General features: G+C 53.2%; 17 protein-coding genes and 1 tRNA gene. 6 read left to right on the top strand and 12 right to left on the bottom strand.

Going from position 1 to position 22,102, the window contains the following annotated elements; translation table 11 throughout:
* Positions 1 to 61 precede the first annotated feature (61 nt).
* The 5 genes from R3I13_RS09310 to R3I13_RS09290 form a co-directional block, all read right to left on the bottom strand.
* On the bottom strand, positions 62 to 1,852 hold the full coding sequence (locus R3I13_RS09310) for a TlpA disulfide reductase family protein (RefSeq protein ID WP_346317656.1): 1,791 nt from the start codon (positions 1,850 to 1,852) through the stop codon (positions 62 to 64).
* Entirely contained in the window at positions 1,836 to 3,224 is a 1,389-nt protein-coding gene (locus tag R3I13_RS09305; RefSeq protein WP_346317655.1) for a RagB/SusD family nutrient uptake outer membrane protein, read from the bottom strand. Before R3I13_RS09305 ends, R3I13_RS09310 begins: the two co-directional genes overlap by 17 nt.
* A 20-nt stretch (positions 3,225 to 3,244) precedes the next feature.
* Positions 3,245 to 6,445, bottom strand: coding sequence for a TonB-dependent receptor (locus R3I13_RS09300; protein WP_346317654.1), 3,201 nt, complete (start codon positions 6,443 to 6,445; stop codon positions 3,245 to 3,247).
* A 164-nt stretch (positions 6,446 to 6,609) separates the two neighbouring features.
* Positions 6,610 to 7,818: a FecR domain-containing protein gene (locus R3I13_RS09295; RefSeq protein WP_346317653.1), complete on the bottom strand. Its 1,209-nt coding sequence runs from the start codon at positions 7,816 to 7,818 to the stop codon at positions 6,610 to 6,612.
* Positions 7,819 to 7,924: 106 nt separating this feature from the next.
* Positions 7,925 to 8,527 (bottom strand): RNA polymerase sigma-70 factor, encoded by a 603-nt coding sequence (locus R3I13_RS09290; RefSeq protein WP_346317652.1) that lies wholly within the window; start codon positions 8,525 to 8,527, stop codon positions 7,925 to 7,927.
* A 348-nt stretch (positions 8,528 to 8,875) separates the two neighbouring features.
* On the opposite strand from R3I13_RS09290, the gene R3I13_RS09285 reads away from it, so the two are divergent.
* Both R3I13_RS09285 and R3I13_RS09280 read left to right on the top strand, forming a co-directional pair.
* Complete coding sequence (locus R3I13_RS09285; RefSeq protein ID WP_346317651.1) at positions 8,876 to 9,310, top strand: hypothetical protein; 435 nt, start codon at positions 8,876 to 8,878, stop codon at positions 9,308 to 9,310.
* A gap of 76 nt (positions 9,311 to 9,386) precedes the next feature.
* Positions 9,387 to 10,079 carry a DUF1345 domain-containing protein gene (locus R3I13_RS09280; protein WP_346317650.1) on the top strand — a complete coding sequence of 231 codons (693 nt, stop codon included), beginning with the start codon at positions 9,387 to 9,389 and terminating at the stop codon, positions 10,077 to 10,079.
* Between the two features lie 51 nt (positions 10,080 to 10,130).
* On the opposite strand, the gene R3I13_RS09275 is transcribed toward R3I13_RS09280, so the two are convergent.
* A complete protein-coding gene (locus R3I13_RS09275; RefSeq protein ID WP_346317649.1) occupies positions 10,131 to 11,978 on the bottom strand; it encodes a M1 family metallopeptidase in 1,848 nt (615 codons plus the stop codon).
* A 43-nt stretch (positions 11,979 to 12,021) separates the two neighbouring features.
* A complete protein-coding gene (locus R3I13_RS09270; RefSeq protein ID WP_346317648.1) occupies positions 12,022 to 13,596 on the bottom strand; it encodes a beta-N-acetylhexosaminidase in 1,575 nt (524 codons plus the stop codon).
* 75 nt (positions 13,597 to 13,671) lie between these two features.
* Between R3I13_RS09270 and R3I13_RS09265 the strand changes: the two genes are divergently transcribed.
* Positions 13,672 to 14,712, top strand: a complete 1,041-nt coding sequence (locus tag R3I13_RS09265; protein WP_346317647.1) for a PLP-dependent aminotransferase family protein — start codon at positions 13,672 to 13,674, stop codon at positions 14,710 to 14,712.
* 1 nt (position 14,713) lies between these two features.
* Here R3I13_RS09265 and R3I13_RS09260 read toward each other — a convergent pair whose 3' ends face one another.
* The 3 genes from R3I13_RS09260 to R3I13_RS09250 all read right to left on the bottom strand — a co-directional run bounded on the left by R3I13_RS09260 (position 14,714) and on the right by R3I13_RS09250 (position 17,843).
* Entirely contained in the window at positions 14,714 to 15,538 is an 825-nt protein-coding gene (locus R3I13_RS09260; protein ID WP_346317646.1) for an RteC domain-containing protein, read from the bottom strand.
* A 35-nt stretch (positions 15,539 to 15,573) separates the two neighbouring features.
* A complete protein-coding gene (locus tag R3I13_RS09255) occupies positions 15,574 to 16,773 on the bottom strand; it encodes a hypothetical protein (protein ID WP_346317645.1) in 1,200 nt (399 codons plus the stop codon).
* Positions 16,774 to 16,994: 221 nt separating this feature from the next.
* The gene (locus R3I13_RS09250; protein ID WP_346317644.1) at positions 16,995 to 17,843 is read right to left on the bottom strand and encodes a hypothetical protein; all 849 of its coding nucleotides are present in this window, start codon (positions 17,841 to 17,843) and stop codon (positions 16,995 to 16,997) included.
* Positions 17,844 to 18,168: 325 nt separating this feature from the next.
* On the opposite strand from R3I13_RS09250, the gene R3I13_RS09245 reads away from it, so the two are divergent.
* On the top strand, positions 18,169 to 19,296 hold the full coding sequence (locus R3I13_RS09245; RefSeq protein ID WP_346317643.1) for a FecR domain-containing protein: 1,128 nt from the start codon (positions 18,169 to 18,171) through the stop codon (positions 19,294 to 19,296).
* A gap of 168 nt (positions 19,297 to 19,464) precedes the next feature.
* On the opposite strand, the gene R3I13_RS09240 is transcribed toward R3I13_RS09245, so the two are convergent.
* Together R3I13_RS09240 and R3I13_RS09235 are read right to left on the bottom strand one after the other, a co-directional pair.
* Positions 19,465 to 20,559 carry an acyl-CoA desaturase gene (locus R3I13_RS09240; RefSeq protein WP_346317642.1) on the bottom strand — a complete coding sequence of 365 codons (1,095 nt, stop codon included), beginning with the start codon at positions 20,557 to 20,559 and terminating at the stop codon, positions 19,465 to 19,467.
* Positions 20,560 to 20,700: 141 nt separating this feature from the next.
* Complete coding sequence (locus R3I13_RS09235; RefSeq protein ID WP_346317641.1) at positions 20,701 to 21,441, bottom strand: 3-oxoacyl-ACP reductase family protein; 741 nt, start codon at positions 21,439 to 21,441, stop codon at positions 20,701 to 20,703.
* Between the two features lie 74 nt (positions 21,442 to 21,515).
* Between R3I13_RS09235 and R3I13_RS09230 the strand changes: the two genes are divergently transcribed.
* Positions 21,516 to 21,884 (top strand): helix-turn-helix domain-containing protein, encoded by a 369-nt coding sequence (locus R3I13_RS09230; RefSeq protein ID WP_346317640.1) that lies wholly within the window; start codon positions 21,516 to 21,518, stop codon positions 21,882 to 21,884.
* A gap of 63 nt (positions 21,885 to 21,947) precedes the next feature.
* Positions 21,948 to 22,019 (top strand) — tRNA-Glu (locus R3I13_RS09225).
* The last annotated feature ends 83 nt before the right edge of the window (positions 22,020 to 22,102 follow it).

Below are 22,102 nucleotides of genomic sequence, written 5' to 3'. Positions count from 1 at the left end.
CGCAATGACGGGCTTTTCCAGCAATGACAGGCGCCCTTTCTTTCTCTGCAAATGGCATCCACTAATTTCTTAAAACCTGCTCCAGCTGCAGCTTGAGTTTTGTTTCCACTTCAGGCCCTTCGAAGCCGATGTTGCCGAAGCGGATATTTCCTTTTCTGTCGATGATGTAAGTGGCCGGGATGATATTGAACCGGAACTTCTCTCCCATTTCCGGATCCGTGTTGTAATACACGGGGAAAGAATATTGTTTATGCCCTTTCCAGCCCTGCGCATCCGCCAGGGTATTGCGCGCGCCACTGTTCACTATCATGAACACCACGTCGGGATTATTCTTGTACTGGTCATAAAGCCGCTGCACGTAAGGCATTTCCTCCATGCAGGGTATGCACCAGGTAGCCCAGAAATCGACCAGGATCACTTTGTTCTTCAATGCTTCCGTTTCCACGGGCTTGCCTTTCATATCCACGAAAGCAGCGAGGGAAGGCGCGGGCCGGTCTATCTTTTGCGCCGCGATCTTCGCTGCCAGTTCTTTTTCACGGAGCGCATTCAATGCGGCCAGCTCGTCCCGCATGCCGGTTTGTTTGTAAAACAGTGCGGCATTATCCAATGTTTCTTTATCGATAGAAATTTCCAGCGCTTCCTTCATTTTCGTGGTTGCGTTTCCGTTACTACCTGCTTTCATATCCAGCAGTGCGAGGATAGACAGCATATTGGCCTTTGCGCGGGCGGTAACGGCGCGGCGGGTGCTGTCATCCACAGCGGGATAGATGTGCCCGGTCTCGGGAAAATGGCGGATAATGCCGGCGGGAAACCGGTCTGCCATGGCCAGCGCTTTTTCTGCGTAGTTGCGGGCAAGATCTGGTGCTACGTTATGGTCCAGCAGGGTTTGCGCCATACTTTTATAAGTGTTGGGCAGGTAGGGGCTGGCAGTGTCTAATACTATTTTTCCAGCATGGTAGCGCACTTTCGTTTCGTTTTTCTTCGCGGCGTACAGGTCGAACAGCTGCTCGTGCATGGGAGAGAACTCGCGGGTATTGGCCGGCGTTTCCGCTTTCAACGTAGCTTCTAATAAGGTGATGCGGCGCGCCGTGTCCGGCTCCCTGCTGATGGCGCTGGCCCGGAGGTCGCGCCCGATCTCAGTTTCAGGGTATCGTTCCCGCACTACTTTGTAGATGGAATCCACGCGGCTGCGTTCGCCGAGTATCAGGTAAGCCATGGTCACCTTGTTCAGGTTGCCCATCACCGTGGGAGCGGCATCAAAGCGGTCCGCAATTATTTTATGAGCCTGCGCGTAATATTTCTCACGCCCTTTCCCTTTGCTGATACTCATTTTATAGTGCAGCAGGCGCACCTGCGCCTCGTAGTTGCCCGGGTACAGCGTCAATTCCTTTTCATAATGCGCGGCCTGGGCAGCTGCCAGCCTGGGACTTTTACCGAGCTGCGCACTCAGGCTATAGCCTTTGTACAGGTTTCCATTCTCCACGGGCTTCCCGTTTTCGAACACCGGCACTTCGTAATGCCTGTTCGGCGCAGGCTTATCTGCCACATCACCGCTCACCAGCGTGAAAGTGGCAAAGGCGGCGAATTTCGCGAGTTTGAATGATGCGGTCCATTTCCCTTCTTTTTTCTCCATTTTTATTTTCCAGGGCAGGTCGTAAAAATTAGAGTACGTGAAGTTGAGGGTCACCGAAGCCGCATCCGCGGGAATGGGCGAACCGGGTACAGCGGGGTCGAAGGTAACGGTGACTGTTTGCCCGCGTTCCGGCATTTCGGGACGGATGGTCACCCGCTGCTGCGCTCCCGCGAATACGGGGAGCAGCAGCAGGGTTATTATTTTATTTATAGCCCTCATTCTGTGTCAGGTTTATATTGGTTCTGATGGCGTCTGAAGGAATGGGATACAAGGTATCCGTAGCCTGCCAGTTGGCGCCTTTGATGGGGCCGAGCACGGCGGCGGAGCGCTGGGTGCGCTTCAGGTCGAACCAGCGGTGGCCCCATTCGGTGAACAGTTCCAGCTGGCGTTCTTTTTCCACGGCCAGCAGCAGTGCTGCTTTGTCGAGATTCGCGGGCAGCACAGGCAGTTTCGCGCGCAGGCGGATGGAGTCAAGGTCTGAGCGGCCATCGTCCAGCTTACCTTGCTGGATGCGGGCTTCCGCGCGGATGAGGAATTGTTCGGCCAGGCGCATGACCATGGAGTATTCGGTTGGCGCAGCGGCGGTGCTGGTGCGCACTTTGTATTTCATGGGCCAATAAATACGAGCGCCCGTGGATAATACGCGGTTGGATGTCCAGTTCTCAAGCCTTGCATCGCCGGTTTCGAACTTTGCGATGAGATTGGTGGTATCCAGCCGGAAGACAACTGTAGAAGTATTGGAGAACGGCACTACCGTAAAACCTTCCCATGTATTGCGGCCCCCGGCAATGTTCACCGGCTGCAGCTGCCAGATGGCTTCACGGCTATTGGCGAGGAATACGGTATTGAGGTCCTGCAACAGGCTGTAACGGCTGTTGGTCAACACTTCGGCAGCTTCGGCTTCAGCACGGGCCCATTCCTTATTGTAGAGATAAGCTCTTGCCAGCAACGCAGTGGCGGCGGCTTTGTTAGGACGTACGCGGTTCGTGGTCTGGTAGTTGTCCGTCAGCTTCTCTTTGGCTTCACTGAGGTCGCTGATCACCTGGGCATACACTTTAGCTGTGGCTTCGCGGCCCTTGAGACTGTTCTCACGATAGTCTGTCGAAATAACCAGGGGAACATCGCCGTAAATGTTTATGAGATAGAAATAAAAGAACGCCCGCATGAAGTACGATTCGCCCAGCAGCTGTCTCTTCACAGCAGGCGTGAGGTTCTGCGCGGCGGTAATGCCTTCTATGCAGGCGTTGGTGTGATAGATGTAGGAGTATACGGATGCCCAGTAGGCATTTACATAATTGCTGGCAGGAAGTAATCGCACCTGGCGGAATACATCATAATTCTCGAAGGTGGAGAAATAATACAGATCATCTGCGTGCATCGCAGACAGGTAGTTCATCAGCGAGTTTGCGAATTGGTAGTTAAATCCGTTCATATCCACATAAAGACCTACCACGGCTGCCGTTGAGGTTTTATCGTCCGTGAACACCAGCTGCGACGCCAATTCCGTTTTGGGCACAGGCGTATCCACATACTTGCTGCATGATGCGAAGAAAGCGGCCGCGCTTATTATTAAGAGTTGTATGTTTTTCATCATTGAATGTTTAAGGTCCGTTAAAAAGTGAGCTGGATACCTACCGTAATGTTCTTCACCGGTGGCATTCTAAAGCCCTGCGTTTCAGGATCGATACCGTCATAATTTGTAAATGTGAGCAGGTTCTGCGCATTGGCATATACGACCAGGCGGCTCATTTTCAGCGAGTGCGCATACTGGCTCAGGTCATAACGAAGGGAAACATTCTTTAACCGGACATAAGACGCATCCCCCCATACGGCAGTGGAAACCCGATACAGGTCATATTTTACATTCGCTGCTACAGTGGTAGCCCTGGGATAGTCAGTTATATCCCCCTTCTGGCGCCAGCGGCTCAGCGCACTGCGGTCTTTGTTATACATCACCCCGTACACCTGCGATTCATAACCGTAGTTCAGACCCGGACCTTCCTGGTTCACAAACTGGAACAAGAAATCCAGCTCCAGGTTTTTATACCGCAGGGAGTTTTGCAGGCCGCCGTAATATTTCGGCATACGCTGCCCGAGGATCACGTAATCCGTGTTCTCTGAAACAGTATTGTCCCCGTTCAGGTCTCTGAATTCCGCTTCACCATTATCGGGATTTACGCGAATGAAATCATATCCTTTCACGATGGTGAGCGATTTGCCTACCATATACTGGTCCTTATACGCGGAGTTTTCGATCCCTTCATACTTTTTGAGCTTGTTTTTGTTGACGGTCAGGTTGAAGGAAGAATTCCAGGTAAAGTCTTTCTTCCTTACATTCACGGTGTTCAATTCAAACTCCCAGCCACTGTTCTGCACCAGCGCGTCAAAGTTGGCGCGCAGCCCGCTAAAGCCAACCTGCGGCGTGAGCATAAAGTCTACCAGCTGGTTGCCGGTGATGTTGTAATAATAATTGGTATTGAACAGGATGCGGTCTTGCAGGAAGCCCAGTTCCAGTGCCACTTCCGACTTCCTGGACTCTTCCCATCTGAATTCATCGTTCGCCAGCCGTGTTGGTACCAGGCCTGCAATTCCATCATAAGAGAAGCCCGCAGGATTCCAGGTGTCCAGGTAGTCGTTGCTGCCGATATCATCAGCTCCTACGGTTCCCCAGCTGCCGCGCAGCTTGCCGAAGCTCAGCCAGGCATTGTTCTTCATTAAAGACTCGTTGGAAAATATCCATGCCGCACCTATGGCCCCGAAATTGCCGAAACGGTTGTCAGGCCCGAAGCGGGTGGAACCGTCGCGGCGGAAGCTGCCGTTGAGCACATACCGCTCATCCCAGTTATAGGTAATGCGACCGAAAACAGAATTATAACGGTAAAGGCTATACTGCGTATTGCTGGTCAATTTCCCAGCTGCTTCCATGCTTTCGAGCAGCGCATCACTGGAGAAGTTTTCCGCGTTCACGCGGTTCGATTCGCGGATGTTCTGCTGCCAGGTAGTGCCAGCCAGCACTTGCAGGTCGCCTTTAGCTACTTTGCGGTTATATTCCAGCTGCGGCTCCACGAGATAGGAATTGGCGTCTGCATTGCCGAAATAGGTCTTGCTACCGGTGGTATTAAGCGGATTAAATACGACGTTGGGATATACCTGCACCTGATCCATATTGGTAGTAGTATAACCAAGGTTCACTTTGGCATTAAGGCCCGGCAGTACGGTATATCGGATCACGCTGTTGGCGATCAGGTTATTGGTACGGGTAGTGGATTTCCTTTTGAGGTAAGAGAATGGGTTCTGAAGGTTGCCGAACCAAAAGAAACTCCCGTCGCTGTTGTACACCGGGTAATTGGGTGCCATGTTATAAAAATAGGTGAGGTCACTGGCAACAGAGCGGTCTTTGATGCTGGAATAGTTGACGGATGCGCTGATGTTAAACTTCCCATCCGCGCTGTTATGATCGATATTAATGTGTGACGCCCCGCGCAGGTAGGCCGGATCGTTAGGCATTACAGTAGTTTGGCGCGTGTAAGTGCCGCTGAACATAAAACGCGTTTGTTCGGTACCGCCTGAAACGGAACCTTGCGCTTCGGTGATATTGGCAGTTCCACCTACCAGTTCTTCCTGCCAATCGGTTCCTTTTTGCTGGTCCCAGGTTGTAAGGTCCGGCGCTACATCCGGGTCATAGGTTTTGTTGTCGTTGGCATAGGCTTCTTTACGCAATGCGATATATTCGTCCAGGTTCAGCATGGGCACCATGTTTACCACTTTACTCGCGCCGCTGTATACGTTGAAATTGACTTTCGCTTTGCCGGACTTCCCCTTTTTAGTAGTGATCAGTATCACGCCGTTACCCGCACGTGAACCGTAAATAGCGGTCGCATCCGCATCTTTCAGCACGTCTATCCTTTCGATGTCCGAAGGATTGATGCTGGAAAGCGGGCTGAGATCGCCGTTAGCGCTCTGAAAAGTGCCGCTATTCAGCGATTCATTGAAATAAGGCACACCATCCACCACGTACAGCGGCTGGTTCGCCTGGAACAGCGAATTCTGCCCCCGCAGCGTTACATTGAACCTTGCGCCGGGCAGGCCGTTGGTGGAAGAAATAAACACCCCGGCAAGGCGGCCCTGCATGGCGGCCAGCGGGTCTACCACCGGGCTGTTGGCAATCTCTTTGCTTTTCACGGACGATACACTGCTGGTGAGATTTCTCCGCACAGCAGAGCCATAGCCGATCACCACCGTTTCGTCCAGCGAACTCACAGCCTGCTTCAGCCTGATGGCAAGGGTACTGCCGGGCTGCACGGTTACCTCCCGGCTTTCATAACCGATGAAAGACACGACCAGCACGCTTCCCGGCGCTGCGTTGATGGAGAAGGCCCCGTTCACATCGGTGACCGTGCCGGTGGAAGCGCCTTTGACCTTAATGCTGACGCCTATCAGGGCAAGGCCGTCTTCCCCCGTTACGGTACCTTTTATTTCCTGCAATACACCTGTGGCGGAAGGAGAAGCGGGAGCAAGCGGTTTGGGGCTGATAAAAATAGTTTTGTCTTTGATGTTATAATCCAGCGGCTGCTCTTTGAACACGGCCGCCAGGAAAGTGCCCAGCGGCTGGTCCTTCGCGGTAATGGTCACTTTGCGGGTGCTGCGCAGCAGGTCGCGGTCGTAAAAGAACAGGTAGCCGGTCTGTTTTTTAACGGCGGTGAACACTTCTTCCAGGGAAGCATTCCGTAGAGACAGGGATACGCTCTGGGCATAAGTGCCCGCTGATACTTTCAGGCTGGCCACAATAATGAGAACGACTGTTAATCTCATAGTGCGTCTTAGTTTGGTTGAAAAAAGCCCAGGTAAGGAATGGGCCTTTGCATGATCATTCAATTGCATAGATTTGCATTGTTTGGATAATAGTAATAACTAGTTGGTTGCTATATTTCCTGACAATCACCGGGGGCGGGTCCAAGCGCCTCCGGTTCCTGTTTTTAAGGCATTACGATAATTTTCTTTCCTTCTATTCTAAAGCCGACACCCGTGCTGCGTAAGCCTTCCAGCACATCGGAGAGCTTCAGGTTCCGTTGAATTTCACCCTGGAAGCGGCGCGAAGGCACCTGGCCGCGGTATTCCACTTCCACATCATACCAGCGTTCCAGCTGGCGCATTACGGATTGAATATCCGCATCGCGGAAATAGAAGATATCGTTCTTCCATCCCGTGGCTTCTTCCGTATCTACGTTGTGCACTACGGTGATCTGCCCGGAACTGTTCACCCGCGCCTGCTGGCCGGGGCTGAGCCTGCGCGAGCCGTTGCCGGCCGTTACCTGCACGGCGCCTTCCAGTAGCGTAGTGCTGATGCCGGGCTCGTTCGCATAGGCATTGATATTAAAATGAGTGCCCAGCACCGTCACTTCCGTTTGCGGCGTAACCTGCACCCGGAAAGGCTTCGTGGCGTCGGGTCTTACTTCAAAGTAGGCCTCGCCCGTCATTTCCACTTTTCTTTCCGTACCGGTAAAAGCCACGGGAAAACGCAGGGACGATTCCGCATTGAGCCATACGGCGCTGCCGTCCGGCAGCACAATACGGAACTGCCCGCCACGCGGGGTTTTCAAAATATTATACACGGGTTGCGAGCCGGCTTCCTGCGGCTGGTATTCCAGCAACCCGCCGGTTTGCCTGATGGCCGCCCCCTGCTGGGCGATCAGCTGGTTGCCCCCGCTGTCCAGCGGAACGGTGGTGCCGTCTGCCAGCATCAGCAAGGCTTTGCTGGTGCCGGGCAGGGCGTCGCCGGCCTGCTGTTGCACGATGGCCACGGGTTCCTGCTTCCGGGAGAGGAACATCCAGGCGCCGAGGGCCAGCACGGCAATGGCTGCGGCGGCCATCCACCAGCGGTTGCGGGCCGCGAAGCGGTTTTTCTCCCGGGCCATTATGTCCACCGGCACGACCTGCGGTATTTCCCCCGGGAAGTGCTTGGCGGCAAAACGGCGCCAGCCTTGATCTTCGTCGGCACTACCGTAAGCGGCCAGCTTCTGTTGCAACGCTTCGTCCCCCGTCAGCGATTCAAAAAATGCCCTGTTCTGCGGCGCAGCCGCCAGCCAGCCATCCAGCTCTTCCTGCTCACGGGCGCTCAGCTCCCCTCGCAGGAAGCCAAGCACCAGGTAAGCAGCCCTTTGCATTAACGGTTGATCTGGTTCCAATTTTTAGCGGTTTTAGTATAGAAACAACGATCTCTTCGTTTCGATGAAAGAAATGAGGAACTTTTTTGGGGATTTTTTAAAAAGATCGCGTAAATGAGGGAAATATTTAATTTATCCCTTTCAGGAAGGCCAGGTAAGCCATGAGCGCGGGCAACAGGTTCTTCTTCAACAACGCGCTCCTGATCAGTTTCAGCGCGCGCAGCTTCTGGGTGCGCACCGTGTTGTAGGAAACGCCCATTGCCAGGGCAATTTCCTCGTTCTTCCGCCCTTCCAGGTAACTCATGGTAAATACCCGGCGGCATTGCGCGGGCAGGTTCTCTATCTCGCGGTACAGCTCACGGATGATCTCCGTTTCAGCCAGGATAGGATCAAAAGCGCCAGGGTCACTGCTTTCGTGGAGGTAAGAAAAGGCCTTCTCCCGCTCGCTGCGGCGCTCCCTCGATTTAAGATGATTGAGGCAGGCGTTTTTTGTGGAGATATATAAAAACGCTTTCACAGCGGATGCAGTGGAAAAATCCGCGCGTTTGTCCCAGAAGCGGGAAAACACCTCCTGCACAATGTCTTCGGCCTCCTGCCGGTCTGTAACGACGGATGCGGCGAAAAAACAAAGTGCCCTGTAATGCCGGCCGAAAATAACCCTGAAAGCCTCCTGGTCTCCCCGGGCCACTTTTTGCAGCAGCTCCATCTCGTTATTTAGATTCTCGGACATTCCCACGGAAAACAGCCTCGCCTGTGTTTTTATATTGGTTCAAGGGCTTAAAAATACCAAAAATCGTCCGCTTTTGGGATAAAGTGTCCGCTTTTGAAAATCACCGTTTTTACGGAACCGGTCGTCACTGTGCCGGTTATACGGCCCCCCGGGGGCTATGTATGCAGCACTGCCTTCAAACCCGCCACAGACGCCGGTGTCCGCATAAATCCCAATTCCGGACAATGGCCGTTCAGCCCCTCCATTAATACCTATTCGCTTGCCGCCTGCCTTTCACGGAACTAATTTTACATCATCAAACAACACGAACACAAAACAACATTTCAAATCCTAAAAAACATTATAATCATGAAAAAGCTCATCCTCCTCGCCGCCATCGTTCTTTCCGCCGCCGCTTCTTTCGGCCGCGACATCGACAACCGTAAAATGCAGCTCGCTTTCGACCGCGTGTTTGCAGGCGCCACCGACGTACGCTGGTACGAAACGGACAATAACTACATGGCCAAGTTCACGCTCAAAGCCCGCAAAGTGACCGCTCACTTCGATAAAGACGGTACCCTCATTGCCACTTCACGCATCATTTCCGATTCGGAGCTGCCGGTGGAAGTGATCTCCACGCTCATCCGCAAGTACCCTGACCAGAAGATACACAACGTAGTGGAATACGTAGTGGATGGAAATACTTACTACGCTATCACCCTTGAAAGCGCAACGGAATGGACCGTGCTCAGGACCAACAGCTGGGGCGAAGCCATCGTGATGAAAAAACTGCAAAAAGCATAATCCTCTTCTTCCGCCCGCGGGAAAAAACTGAAGCGTGTACCAAACGGGTACACGCTTTTTTTGTGTAACTTTATTAATGCCCCTGCATGAATCCAACAACAAATTTTCGCGCCTGCTGCTACAACTGCATCCTTTCCATAAAGTGCTGGCAGGCGCGCTGGCAGCCGGTATCGTTTACCTGCTGGTGCGCAACGCGCAGCTGAACGACCTGGTGCTGTACATGCTGCTCTGGGAAGCTTTCGGCCTTACCTACATCCTCATTACCTGGAGCATATTCTTCACCCGCTCCATCGGGGAGATACGCAAGCTGGCCCGGGTAGACGATGGCGGGCGTACCTTCGTATACAGTTTTATCCTCCTTGCCTCCCTGGCCAGCATGGTCATCGTGCTGCTGCTGATATTGTCGAAAGACGCGGGAGGCACGGCCATGGCAGTTTACCTGCCCGTAGCCATCGGGGGCATACTTATTTCATGGTGGCTCATACATACCACGCTCTCCATCCATTATGCCAATCTTTATTACGACGATGATGAGACCGACATCACCAAACATGCCGGCGGACTGAGTTTTCCTCACACCAAACAACCGGATTACCTGGATTTTGCTTACTTCGCATTCGTCATCGGCATGACCTTCCAGGTGTCTGACGTGCAGGTAGTATCGCGGAAGATCAGGCGGGTGGCGCTGGTGCACGGGTTGTTATCATTTTTCCTGAATACCTTTGCCGTAGCGCTTACCGTCAACCTGATCGCGGGCTTCAGGAATTAGGCAAAAGCCTATCGCTGGAGGGAGGCCGTCATTGCGCAATGACGATCTTATTTATTTCACCAGCTTATTCAACGTTTCCTGTGCCAGCGGGTGATAGTTCTGTTTGTATCTTCCATAAATGCGAAGCGCCATTTCTTTGCCTTTAGGCGTTTTCATCATTTCCGTGTACAGGGGCGTGAGGAATTTGCGGCGGCCCACTTCGCTGAGGAATTTCTCCATCGCAGGGTAAGCCGGCCCATAATCCGCGGCCACAGCCATTACGAACCACTGGTCCGCCATTTCGCTGTTGCCGGTTTGGGTGAAATGGAATACCGCATCCAGCTCCTTCATTTTTTCTTTGCTGACGCCGGTAAGCCCGCGCAGGAAATATAACCACTCATGCGAGCTCCAGCCGGCGGTTTGCAATTCTTTCGCGGCAGTACCGCCCTGGAAACGCTTCACTTCTTCGCTCACTTTGGTGAACAGCTTTTGCGGCGCGCGCGGGCAATTACCCGGGATACCCGGGCCATACACCCAGTCTTTGATCCGGATCTTCGCAGCCATGGCAGTATCTCCTTTAATGAGGTTTTCATCCAGGTATTGCAGGAACTGCGCGGTGTTCATGGTCTTAAAGGCATGGCTGTCGAAATAGGTGCGGAGGAAAGTGTCCAGCTGCGCGCGCCCGGCGGTCTTTTCGATCAGGCGGAGAAAGTGCGCGCCTTTTTCGTAGGCGATATCGGTAAGGCCGTCATCCGGGTTGCGGTTGCGGAGGTCCAGTTTGAGCCAGGTGTCTTTACTGTCTTTGCCCAGCTCGTCCACAGTGCCTTGCAGGTCCTGGAAACCAAGCTCCCAGAGCATATCAGCATAATCTTCGCCCTGCATGGCTTCCATGATGCGCCTTTCGAAATAAACGGTGAAGCCTTCGTTGAGCCAGAAGTCTTCCCACGTGGCGTTCGTCACCAGGTTGCCGCTCCAGCTGTGCGCCAGCTCATGTGCAATAAGGGATACAAGGGAGCGGTCGCCGGCAATGATGGTAGGCGTGGCGAAAGTAAGCCGCGGGTTTTCCATGCCGCCCAGCGGGAAGCCGGGAGGCAGCACCAGCACGTCGTAACGGCCCCAGCGGTAAGGCCCGTAGAGTTGCCCTGCCGTGGTTACCATCTTGCCCATATCCGCCAGTTCCCAGGCCGCTTTGTCCAGCATGGCCGGTTCGGCGTACACGCCGGTAATGCTGTCCACCGCTTTGAACGCAATATCCCCGACGGCCAGCGCCATCAGGTAAGCCGGCACAGGTTGCTGCATGGAAAAAGTGTACACGCCGCTGTCATTGCGCTGCTGCACGTTCTCCGCGCTCATCAGCGCCATCAGCCCTTTAGGCACTTTCACTTTAGCGGTGTAGGGGAAACGGATGCCCGGCCCGTCAGGACAGGGGATCCAGGTGCGTGCGTAAATGGATTCGGATTGTGTATACAGGAAAGGCTGTTTTTTGCCCATGGTCTGCGAAGGTTCCAGCCATTGCAGCGCGGTGGCGTCAGGGGAAGTTTTGTACCAGATCTGCACAAGGTCCGCCTGCCCGTTTACGGGTATATTCAGCCGGCTGCCAAGGATGGGCACGGCCGCATCGAGGGTATGCCGCACTTTTGCGCCGTTCACCGCCACACTGTCTATCGTGAGGCCGTAAGTATCCAGCCTCAGCACGTCTATCCCGCCGGGGTTAGACACATGCCAGGCTGCAACGCCGCTGATCTGTTTATGGTCAAAGTCTATGTCGATATTGAGGTCCAGGTTGCGCACCTGGATGCTGTCTGCATTGGAAAGGGTGTGCAGGTCTTTCACTGTGGCGGTTTCCGGGGCCTGTTTTGGAGCGGGTTGCTGGCAGGCGGCCGCGGCAAACAATATTCCCGCGAGCATTGCGTATTTCATGAAGCTGGTTTTGATGATTGGTCCGAAGATATTACAAAATCCACTACCGTATAGGTTCCGGCGTCAGTTTAGGCGATTCCATGTAATAGATACCCTGTTCTTTCAGCAGCGGCAGATGCTGCTTCAGGCGCTGCTCGAACTGCACGAAATCCCTGGCGGCGGGGGCCGTCCATGCGGCTTCGGCGAGGGCGATGAGGCGCGGGAAGGTCATGTAATACATCCTCTCGGTCGTTCTTACTGTTTCCGTCCAGAGGTTGGCCTGGATGCCTTCTACCTGTGAGAGCCTGCTGTCTACGGAAAAAGGAAGTGTGGAGAGTGAGAAATCGTATATCCGTTTCAGTGGGTTGAATCCGCCCTGCCAGCGGCGGCCCACCATATTGGAGCTGTCCTGCACGAAGTCAAAATAAAAAGGCAGGCGAGGGCAGAGCACTACTTTATAACCTTTATCCAGCGCACCTTTCAACTGGTCTGCCTTATCGTGGCGCCACCAGAACACGATGGTTTCTTTGGCAGGCAGTTCAGCCGCGGTCACTTCATCCCAGCCCAGCACTTTGCTGTTCAGCTTCAACAGCGTATCGGCCATGCGTTTGATGAAATAATGTTCCACTTCCAGCAGGCTGGTATACCCTTTTGTTTTCATCAGTTGCTGCACGGCGGGGTCGGACTTCCATTTTTCGGAACCAAAGCTCACCTCGTCGCCGCCGATGTGGATCATCTGCGAAGGGAACAGCACGTTCACTTCCCTGAGGATATTGGTGAGATATTGATAAGTCTCCTCCTTTCCCGGGTTGAATGTGAACTCGGGATATTTCGCGGAGCCGCCGCCGCTGAATTGCGGGTAAGCCTTGTTGGCCGCGGTGGCGTGGCCCGGCATGTCTATCTCCGGGATCACCGTGATGTGCCTTTCAGTGGCATAGGCCACGATCTCTTTTATTTCATCCTGCGTGTAATATTGCGCCGGCGTGGTAGAATCGCCATGCACACCGATGCCGCCCACGAGGGAAAGGCGCGGGTATTGTTTTATTTCCAGCCGCCAGCCCGGCTCGTCCGTCAGATGCCAGTGAAAGCGGTTGAGCTTATAGGAAGCCATTTCGTCCAGCAGCTTTTTCACCACGGCTTTGCCGAAGAACTGCCTGGACTCGTCCAGCATAAAACCCCGCCAGGCGTACAGCGGCTTGTCTGTGATATTCCAGCAGGGCACCTGCGCGGAAGCCTGCGTTGGTTTGGCCGTGCGCACCAGCTGCACGAACGACATGAGGCCGTAAAACAGGCCTTCATCGCCCGAAGCGCTGATGGTTACCTGTGTGCCGGTCATTTCCATCGTGTAGGCGGCAGGGTTATCGCCTTTTACCCTTTTCAGCAAAATGCCGTTGCCGGAGGGTTTGGCAGCCAGGGCCAGCCTGATGCCGGCATATTGCAGCAGCTGCTGTTGCAGCATGTTGGCGGATGCCAGCAGCGAAGGCTCGGAAACTGCCAGCGGCGTCTGGTCGCTCAGCGGGAAAACCGCCTTTACGGGGGCGCTCTGCGAAGGAAGCGGGATCACGGGGCAGTGCTGCTGCGCCCTGGAAAAGAAACTGGCGCACAGGAGGGCCAGTACCGGGAAAAGAGATCTTATCATACAGGATTCAACGTATTTTATGAAGTTTTAAAGATAATAATCTCCCGGGAAGAGTCATATTTCCTAACTTTCGGGATGCTTAACCTTAGCCTCAACTACCCTTCCGTACCCAGGGAAATGGAAATATTCCTGGAATTCTGCCGCAACCTGCCGGCCAGCCAGCAATACGATCTGCTGCATCCGCCTTACCAGCCGCTGGATAGCCAGGGCGAAGCCATCCTGGGAAAATGGCTGCATTTTACGCCCGGCGATCATACCATCACGATATTGCCCAGCGCCAACGGGGGCCTGGCGGCAACGCTTGCGGGCATGCGGGGAAAAACGGAGGAAATTGCCGTAGAACCCTTTACCTTCCCGGGTTTCAGGCAGTGCGCGGAAATGGAGGGTTACCGTTTCAGGGTGATTGAAGCGGATGAGGAAGGCATGCTGCCGGAAAAACTGGCGGAAGCGCTTGAAAAATATCCCTGCAAGCTGATCTACCTGCAGCCCACCGTTCATAATCCCACCTGCGCGGTGATGTCGCTGGAAAGAAGGAAAGCTATCGTGGAAGTGGTGCGTTCGTTCAAAGACGTGCTCATTTTGGAAGACGATGCCTACCGCTTCCTGCACGCTTCGCCGCCGCCTTCTTTCCTGGCGCTGGCGCCGGAGCGCACCATTCATCTTTACAGCCTTTCCAAGGCATTCAACCCGATGTTAAAATCCGGCTATGCCATCCATCCGAAGAACGTGATGCCTGAAATGGGCAATATCGTGAGGATGCAAAGCAGCGGCGCCTCGCTCCTGTTCCTGCATTTCGGGCTGCATGTGATTGAAAGCGGGCTGCTGCAAAAGGTGATGGAAGAGAAACGCACAGTGGCTGAGCGCTGCGCGGAAATGTGGAAAGATATCTTCAATGGCGCAGCTTACCGCACTTTCCCGGGCAGCTACCATTACTGGCTGGAATGCAAAGACCCGGGCAAAACAGTGCGGAACCTGCTGCAGCAAAACATCGATATATCTAATGGGGGAATGTTCAGTTTAACGGGCGACAATCAATATGTTCGCGTGGCGCTGGGCACCTGCTGGGACAAACAAGAGCTGCCCGACGCGCTGCGGCGTGTGGCGGCTGAGCTGTAGCTCATTCCATTTCCTCGATCCTTTTCAGCAGGCCGTCTTTCAACCGGGTCAGGAAAGAGGCGGTTTCTTTTTTGCGCATCCTGATGTCGCGGAAATTGCTGTATACGTTGCCGAAATCTATTTCCAGCGAATTTTCCAGCCATTCGAATATCTGCTTCAGGTCTGCGGAGCCGTTGTTGAAGCTGCCGTTGAGATGAAGGGCATACACCAGCTCCACGAGGTCGGTCTTCGATTCCGTCCAGCGGAGGCGCGGCTTGTAGTGGAGGTTGCGGGGCAGGGCATAGATCTGTTCCAGCTTGCTGATAATGTATTTGCTTACATCTTCCAATGCGATCAGCTCCGCGAGCTTAAAGGAGGTGACGGTGCAGTAACGCGTGTCCAGCACGCCGTCCAGGTCTGTGGGGTATTCGTTATTGTAAAAACTGCTGCGGAGGAAGTACTGCGCGTCTTTTTCCGTGGCGCCGCCGCGGAAGTAAAGGTAAAGCGCGTTATGCACTTCGAAGAACATCGTGATGCGCTGCAGTTCCTGGTCGAGGAATTTTTTGTAATCATCGCGTACGCTTTTCGGCCGGTCTGCTTCTATCCTGAAAAGCTGGCTGTAGTAGATCTTCCGGCTCAGCACCTGCGGCTGGATGTTCTTGAAAAAATATATTTCGGTAGCCGTGCTGCTGAACCGCTCGGGCACTGCGCCTTTTAACTTGGCGGCAGCCCGGTCCGCCAGCTGCGCGCCTGTTTTATATCTTTCCAGTACGTTTGGGATGCGGGTCTCTATCTCTGCCAGGTCCTGTTCCAGATTTGCCAGCGTTTGCGTAAAAAAACTTTTCATTTCAGCGTGATTTTTTCCAGGATTTAATGTTGACTTTAATTGTCGATATATGCGCGCATCTGGTCTTCGTAATCATTTAACCTGTCCAGCACCCTGCTGATCCAGCTTTTACAGGTCATCACCGTGGCGAGGCTGGGGTTAAAAAACTTCAGGCGGAAAACGTCTTCCATCCCCGCGTCTGTCTTCTTCAGCTGCAACATACCGGCTACCGTGGAAAATATCTGCTGGATGGAAGCGGAGCGGATGATCCCTTCTTCCATGTACACTCTTGCCATAAGCGCGGCCTGCGGGATGGTAAGGAAGGCGCGCATCTTTTCTTCTTCCGCATGCGCAGCTGGCTTAGGCGTCATGGATTCCATCACGGTGCGGATAAAGATCCTTTCTTCTTCCAGCCAGGCGCCCAGCTGGTCTTTGATCGGGAAGCCGCCTGCGCGGAAGCCCCTGCTGTTGCGCAGCACCGGGATCGCTTTCACTTCCTTGATGCACCAGGTGAGCGTGTTGATCCTGTTCTGCATGTCGCTGAACTGCTTCAGCCATTTGCGCATGCGGCTGGTGCAGTAGAGGAAGTATTCCACGGAATTGTAGTTGAGATGCACCAGCAGGTAATGCACCTGGAGGTTGAACTGGTCTGCCGGCACGGCTTCCAGGCTGGCGGCGCTGAACAGCTGGCTGATCAGCTCGCGGTAATAGATCAGTTCGCGGAAACTGAGGCGTACGTCCGCATCATCAATAAATACTTTGACATGTTCCAGCAACAGCTCCAGCAGGTCGGGGTCCAGGCCGTTCTTTTTCAGCTGGCGTTCTGCTTCTTTTACGCGCGGCGCCAGCTGCTGCCTGGCCCTTGCCGCATAACTCAACGGCAGCGGCAGTTCCGGCAGAAGATGGTCTTTGAAATGCTGTTCCAGCCCTACCAGAATGGTTTGCAGCATTTCTTCCACCGTACCATAAAAAAGATCGATGCCGTCAGGCTCCGTGGAAGCGGCCATAGTAGCGCGATGGCTGAAGCGGAAACGGTGCAGGGCCTCCAGCAGGTCCACACACATTCCCTGCCACTGCTGTACAACGGCTGCATGTGCCTTCCCTTCGTCGGGCAATGATGCCAGCTCCAGCAGCTGCCCGGTGATACGCAGTTTTTCTTCCTGCACACGGCTGAGGTAGGCAGGCAGGCTGCCTGTATTGTTCACCAGCGTTTCCGGGCTTAACTGTACCGTTACAAATTGGTCAAATGTTTTCATATGGGGGAATAATTATCATCCAATCCTACCAACGGGCCGATCACAAACGGGAAGAACAGTATTGTCTTTTAAAAATGAAGAACAAAAGAACACGCACATATCATTGTAAAAGTCCGGTTATAATTTTGAATGATCTTACATCATCGTCACAGGTGTGAGAATTATTTTTTCATAACCGGAGGTCACAGGGCTTTCGGGGGTCAACCGCACGTGGTGGTATCCTAGGATTCCCAGGTGGTGAACAGCGTATGCAGGAACAGTTTCTCTTCGTTCATCCACTCTTCTAGCTGGCTTCGGATGGAACCTTTTCCGCTGTGCAAGGCATATTCATTAGCTGGCATATTCTTCAGTTCTTTCCCGTACCATATCAGCAGGGCCTTTTTTTCCTGGAGCGTACGCAGCTGCGATACTTTCTGCCGCAGCATCCTGGTGGAATACCGGAACAGTTCCGGCGAATTAAAATTATACGCATACAGGATATGATGGATCCGTTCGTCGATGTCCATATGCCGGGGTGCCTGCTGCAATTGCAGGTCACTGATGAGCCGCCTGTAATACATGGCCATGCCGAAGGTAAGCTGTGTATCGGGTTCGCGCAGGGGTTTAAAGATCAGGCGCACCAGCTCGCGGTCGGCCTTTTTGTCGAGCAGGCATTTCTCAACGGCGCGCACGCGCGGTTCCAGCTGTGCGGTCACGTGGCGTGAGTAGGCTTGGGGCATGTAAATGTCTTTGGCCAGGTATTCAGGAAAATGCTGTTCCAGGGCAATGAGTATGTCCAGCAGCACGTGCGACACTTCCCCGTAAAAGCCGTGCAGCGACTGGGCTGCCTGCTGGCGGAAGAGTTGCAGCACATCCAGCATGGCCACGGTCTGCATCTGGTATTGCCGCAGCGCGCGCGCATTGCCGTCCCAGCTTTCCCTGGCGGCCTGCTCGTCTATATTCCGCAGGTCTGCCGTGATCCTGAACTTCTCGCTTCGTATCTCTTTCAGGTAAACCGGCATCTGCCTTTCTTCGCAGATCAGGTCGCCGGGAGCGAAACGTACATACACCAATTGATTTAGCCTGTTCATGTTCACACTGAATTTCCTTTTTATAAGATGCTCATGTGGTTTAAAAAGGGTGAAAATGTGACACTCAATTTTATAGGATGGCATGCATTGGGGCTGCAGTGCGACAGGATCATGGAATTGCGGTGTAAACGCGCCAAAGAAAACAGGCGACAGGAGAATGTTATAACTTTGAATTATATTTTTCAACAAACATGTCTGCGAAGCGTTTATATTCCAGTGCAGGAACGGCGTTAACAAAATGAGGGGTATAAACCCACCGGCGTTAACAATTTATTTTACGATTTGATTCACCCTACCCCCTCCGATAAAGTATCTTATATTCAGAATGGAAAATGAATTTCAAATACGCAGTCTCCTGAACAAGGAAGTTTTTGGAACGCTTACTCCTGATGAGCAGGAGAAGCTGAACAAGATACTTGCAACCAGCGAGGAGGCCCGCGCCCTGCGTGTTGAAGTGAAAAACAATACCATTACAGCGCCCGGCAAAGATTTTTACACGAGGGATATGGAAGCGGATTACCAGGAAGTGCTGCGCAGGCATCGCGTCATTAAAGTGCAGCGCATGCGGAACAGGCTGCTGACGGGCTTTGCAGCCATCTGCCTGCTGGCTTCCGTATACTGGGCCTGGCCCCGCCTCCCGGAGGCCATATCGCCACGATCCATTATGCCGCCCCGCAACCATGCCATGATGCTGGAGTTTGCCAACGGGGAAACCATCAGCATGCAGGAGAACGGCATGCAGAGTTATAAGATCGGCAGTACTACTGTTTATAAAGACAGCCGTTTCCTCCGGTTCCATCCTTCGGAAGCAGATGCTTACGGCTGGAATGCGCTGACCATACCGCCCCGCAAAGAACAGCGGCTGCTGCTTGGCGACGGCACCGAAGTATACCTCAACAGCGTGTCCAGGCTGCGGTTTCCTTTCCGCTTCCAGGCAGGCGGGGCAAGAGAAGTATACCTGGACGGGGAAGCATATTTTATCGTGAAGGAAGACCCCGACCGGCCATTCATCGTACATGCAGGGCAGGCCGATATTCAAACCACAGCGGGCAGCTTTAACGCCAACGCCTACACTGCAACGGACGTGATCGCTTCCATCGTAAGCGGCGAAGCCACGCTGAGCGCATGGGGAAAGAAAAGCAGCCTGCATCCCGGGGAACAGGCGCGGGTGGCCACCGAGCAGCCCATTACGAAAACGCTGTATGATCCGCGTTATACCACAACATGGATAACCGGTGAGATATATTTCAATGAAATGACCGTGAAGGATTTCGGGGATCTGACCAGCCGGTGGTTCAACACCACGCTGTATATCGATTCACCGGAAGCGGGCGGGAAACTGGTGAGCGGGAAAATATTCCGCAACCAGCCGCTGGACGACCTGGTAGAACAGATCAACCAGCTCAAAACAACGGAGCTATACTGGAAGAACGGTATGCTCCACGCAAAATAGCCAATCCTAATGTAGATGCATAATCCAGGCTAAGGACAAACTGGTACGCTCCAACTAATTAAGTGATGTGTAGATTAATGATAGCGACTCCATCACGCTGAGACATTAAAAAAAGCCGCTCCCGTAAGAGCGGCTTTTTGATTCCGGTATATCTTATCTTAATAAAGCTTATGCCGCAGGCACAGCTGCCACAGCGGGCTTCATGCCCAGCATGCGCATGAACCTGAAGTGCGAACGCACGGCGCTCATCATCGTAGGCATGCTGTTGTACTGCAACCCGAATTCCTTGCATTTCGCTTCCACGATCTTGCTGATGGCCGGGTAATGCACGTGGCTGATGCGGGGGAACAGGTGATGTTCCACCTGGTAATTCAGTCCGCCCACGAACCATGACACCACTTTATCATCCGGCGAAAAGTTCGCAGTGGTTTTGATCTGGTGTATCGCCCATTCATTTTCGATCTGTTTGTCATCATCGCCCACTACTTCAAAAGAAGTTTCTTCCACCACATGCGCCAGCTGGAACACGATGGCCAGGGTAAAGCCCATAACCAGGTGCATGGCGATGAAACCCACTACCCAGGCCTGTGCGCCTACCAGCAGGATAGGCAGTACGATGTAGAAGAGAACGTACAGCACTTTGCTGCCCCAGAACACCAGGTGATCGTGCAGCTTCATTTTTTGTAAAGGCGTTCTGTACACTTTCCGCGAAAAATATTTCACGAAGTCCATGATAAACACCCATGCAAAAGAAGAGATGCCGTAAACGAGCACCACGTAAAAATGCTGGATCCTGTGCATGGGCACCCATTGCTGGGTACTGCACTGGCGCATCAGCGGGCTTTTGGCGATATCGTCGTCCACACCGTCCACATTCGTGTAGGTATGATGGATGATGTTGTGTTTCTGTTTCCAGATGAATGCATTCCCGCCGAGCGCGTTGAGGGTAAGCCCCAGCGTGTCGTTTACCCAGCTTTTATTGGAATAACTGCCGTGGCAGGCGTCGTGCATCACGTTGAACCCGATGCAGGCCAGCGTGAACCCGAGGAGACCGCTCATGAGGACGCCTGTGGCGGCGTGCAGCGGGAATACCAGCAGGCTGACATACAATAATATAGCGGCGGGAATCAGCACTACCGTTTTCAGGTAGAGCTGCACGTTACCCGTTTTCTGCACGTTGTTGGTCTTAAAATACTCTTCTACCGACGCTTTGAGGGAAGGAAAGAACAGCGCGTTTTTGTTGTTAAAGGAAACTTTAGGCATTATGTAGGTATTACCGCCGGCGTGGATAGAAATGATGAATTTAGTTCGTCACCTGATAAACACAGTTGGCATTTCATGTAATACTAGACAAAATATTCCGGTAACCGAAATATATTACGCTTTGAGAATCCTATAGTATTGTTAAATGTTTGTCCCCCCATCGATCAAAAAGCCCGCGCCGGTCACGTAACTGCTGTCAGGACCAGCGAGATATGCCACCATGGCTGCTACATCATCGCCTGTTCCAAATTCGGGAATGGCCATGATGGAACGTTCGTAATCTGCGAAAGGACCGTTGGCCGGGTTCATGTCCGTATCGATCGGGCCGGGATGCACTACGTTGACCGTGATGCCCTTCGGGCCCAGGTCGCGCGCCATCCCCTTGGTAAGCCCTACCAGCGCGCTTTTGCTCATGGCATACAATGAACCGCCGGGGGTGGGCATTCTTTCCGCCTGGCAGCTGCCGATATTGATGATGCGACCGCCTTTGCCCATGTAGGCCAGCGCTGCTTTTGACCCGGCAAACACCGCGCGGATGTTTACGGCTGATATGAGATCGAAATCTTCCAGGGTGAATTCCATCACATCCTTGTATACCCCAATGCCGGCGTTGTTCACGATAATGTCCAGGCCGCCCAGCTCTTTTGCCGTGAGGTCTACCGCAGCTATAACTGCATGAGGATCAGCACTGTCTGCCTTAATGGCGAGCCCTTTCACGCCCTGCGCTTCTATTTCTTTCACTACCGCCGCTGCCTTTTCGGGGGAAGCATTGTAGGTGATGGCGACGTTTGCGCCTTCCCTGGCCAGTCTTTTCGCTATTGCCGCGCCGATGCCGCGGCTGCCGCCCGTTACCAGGGCTGTTTTGTGTTGTAAAGTTTTCATAGGTCAAAAGTAAATCAGAAGCCTTAAATTTGCAGGTACAGCTAAAATTGTTAAGTACTAACAAAAAAGTAAGTATGCGTAAACAGGACTCTACAAACGCTCTCAACGAAGCGATCATACTCCGCAACTGCGGGATGGCCTATGCCCTGGGTGTGATCGGCGGCCGTTGGAAGCCCGCGATATTGTTCAACCTCCTGGAGGGCAAAATGCGTTACAACGAATTGAGGAAGGCGATCCCCGCCGTTTCCGAGCGGATGCTGGTGGCGCAGCTGCGGGAATTGGAGGATCACGGGCTGGTGAAGCGGAACGTGTTCCCCGAGGTGCCGCCGCGGGTGGAATACGAGTTGACGGAGCTGGGTCAGTCTACCGGCCCCATGCTGCAATGCATTTCAGACTGGGGCAACATGCACCGGCAGAAGGATCAGCCAGTTATGGCGGAATAAAATCAGCTTTTTTTTGGTTTTGTGAATGATTTATTTACCTTTGCCATCCCAAAAATGACCAATGCCGCGTTGGTCAATCGGCTAAGACGCCTCCCTTTCACGGAGGAATGACGGGTTCGACTCCCGTACGCGGTACAAAATAAGTCATGGATTCAGTTTGAGTCCATGACTTATCTGTTTTTATATACTTTACGCCACTCCCTTATTCAAACAAATTC

The organism is Chitinophaga sp. YIM B06452 (assembly GCF_039655965.1).
Classification (GTDB): Bacteria; Bacteroidota; Bacteroidia; order Chitinophagales; family Chitinophagaceae; genus Chitinophaga.
Note: the sequence above shows the minus strand (reverse complement) of the source record. Positions and strands in the feature narration are given on the sequence as shown.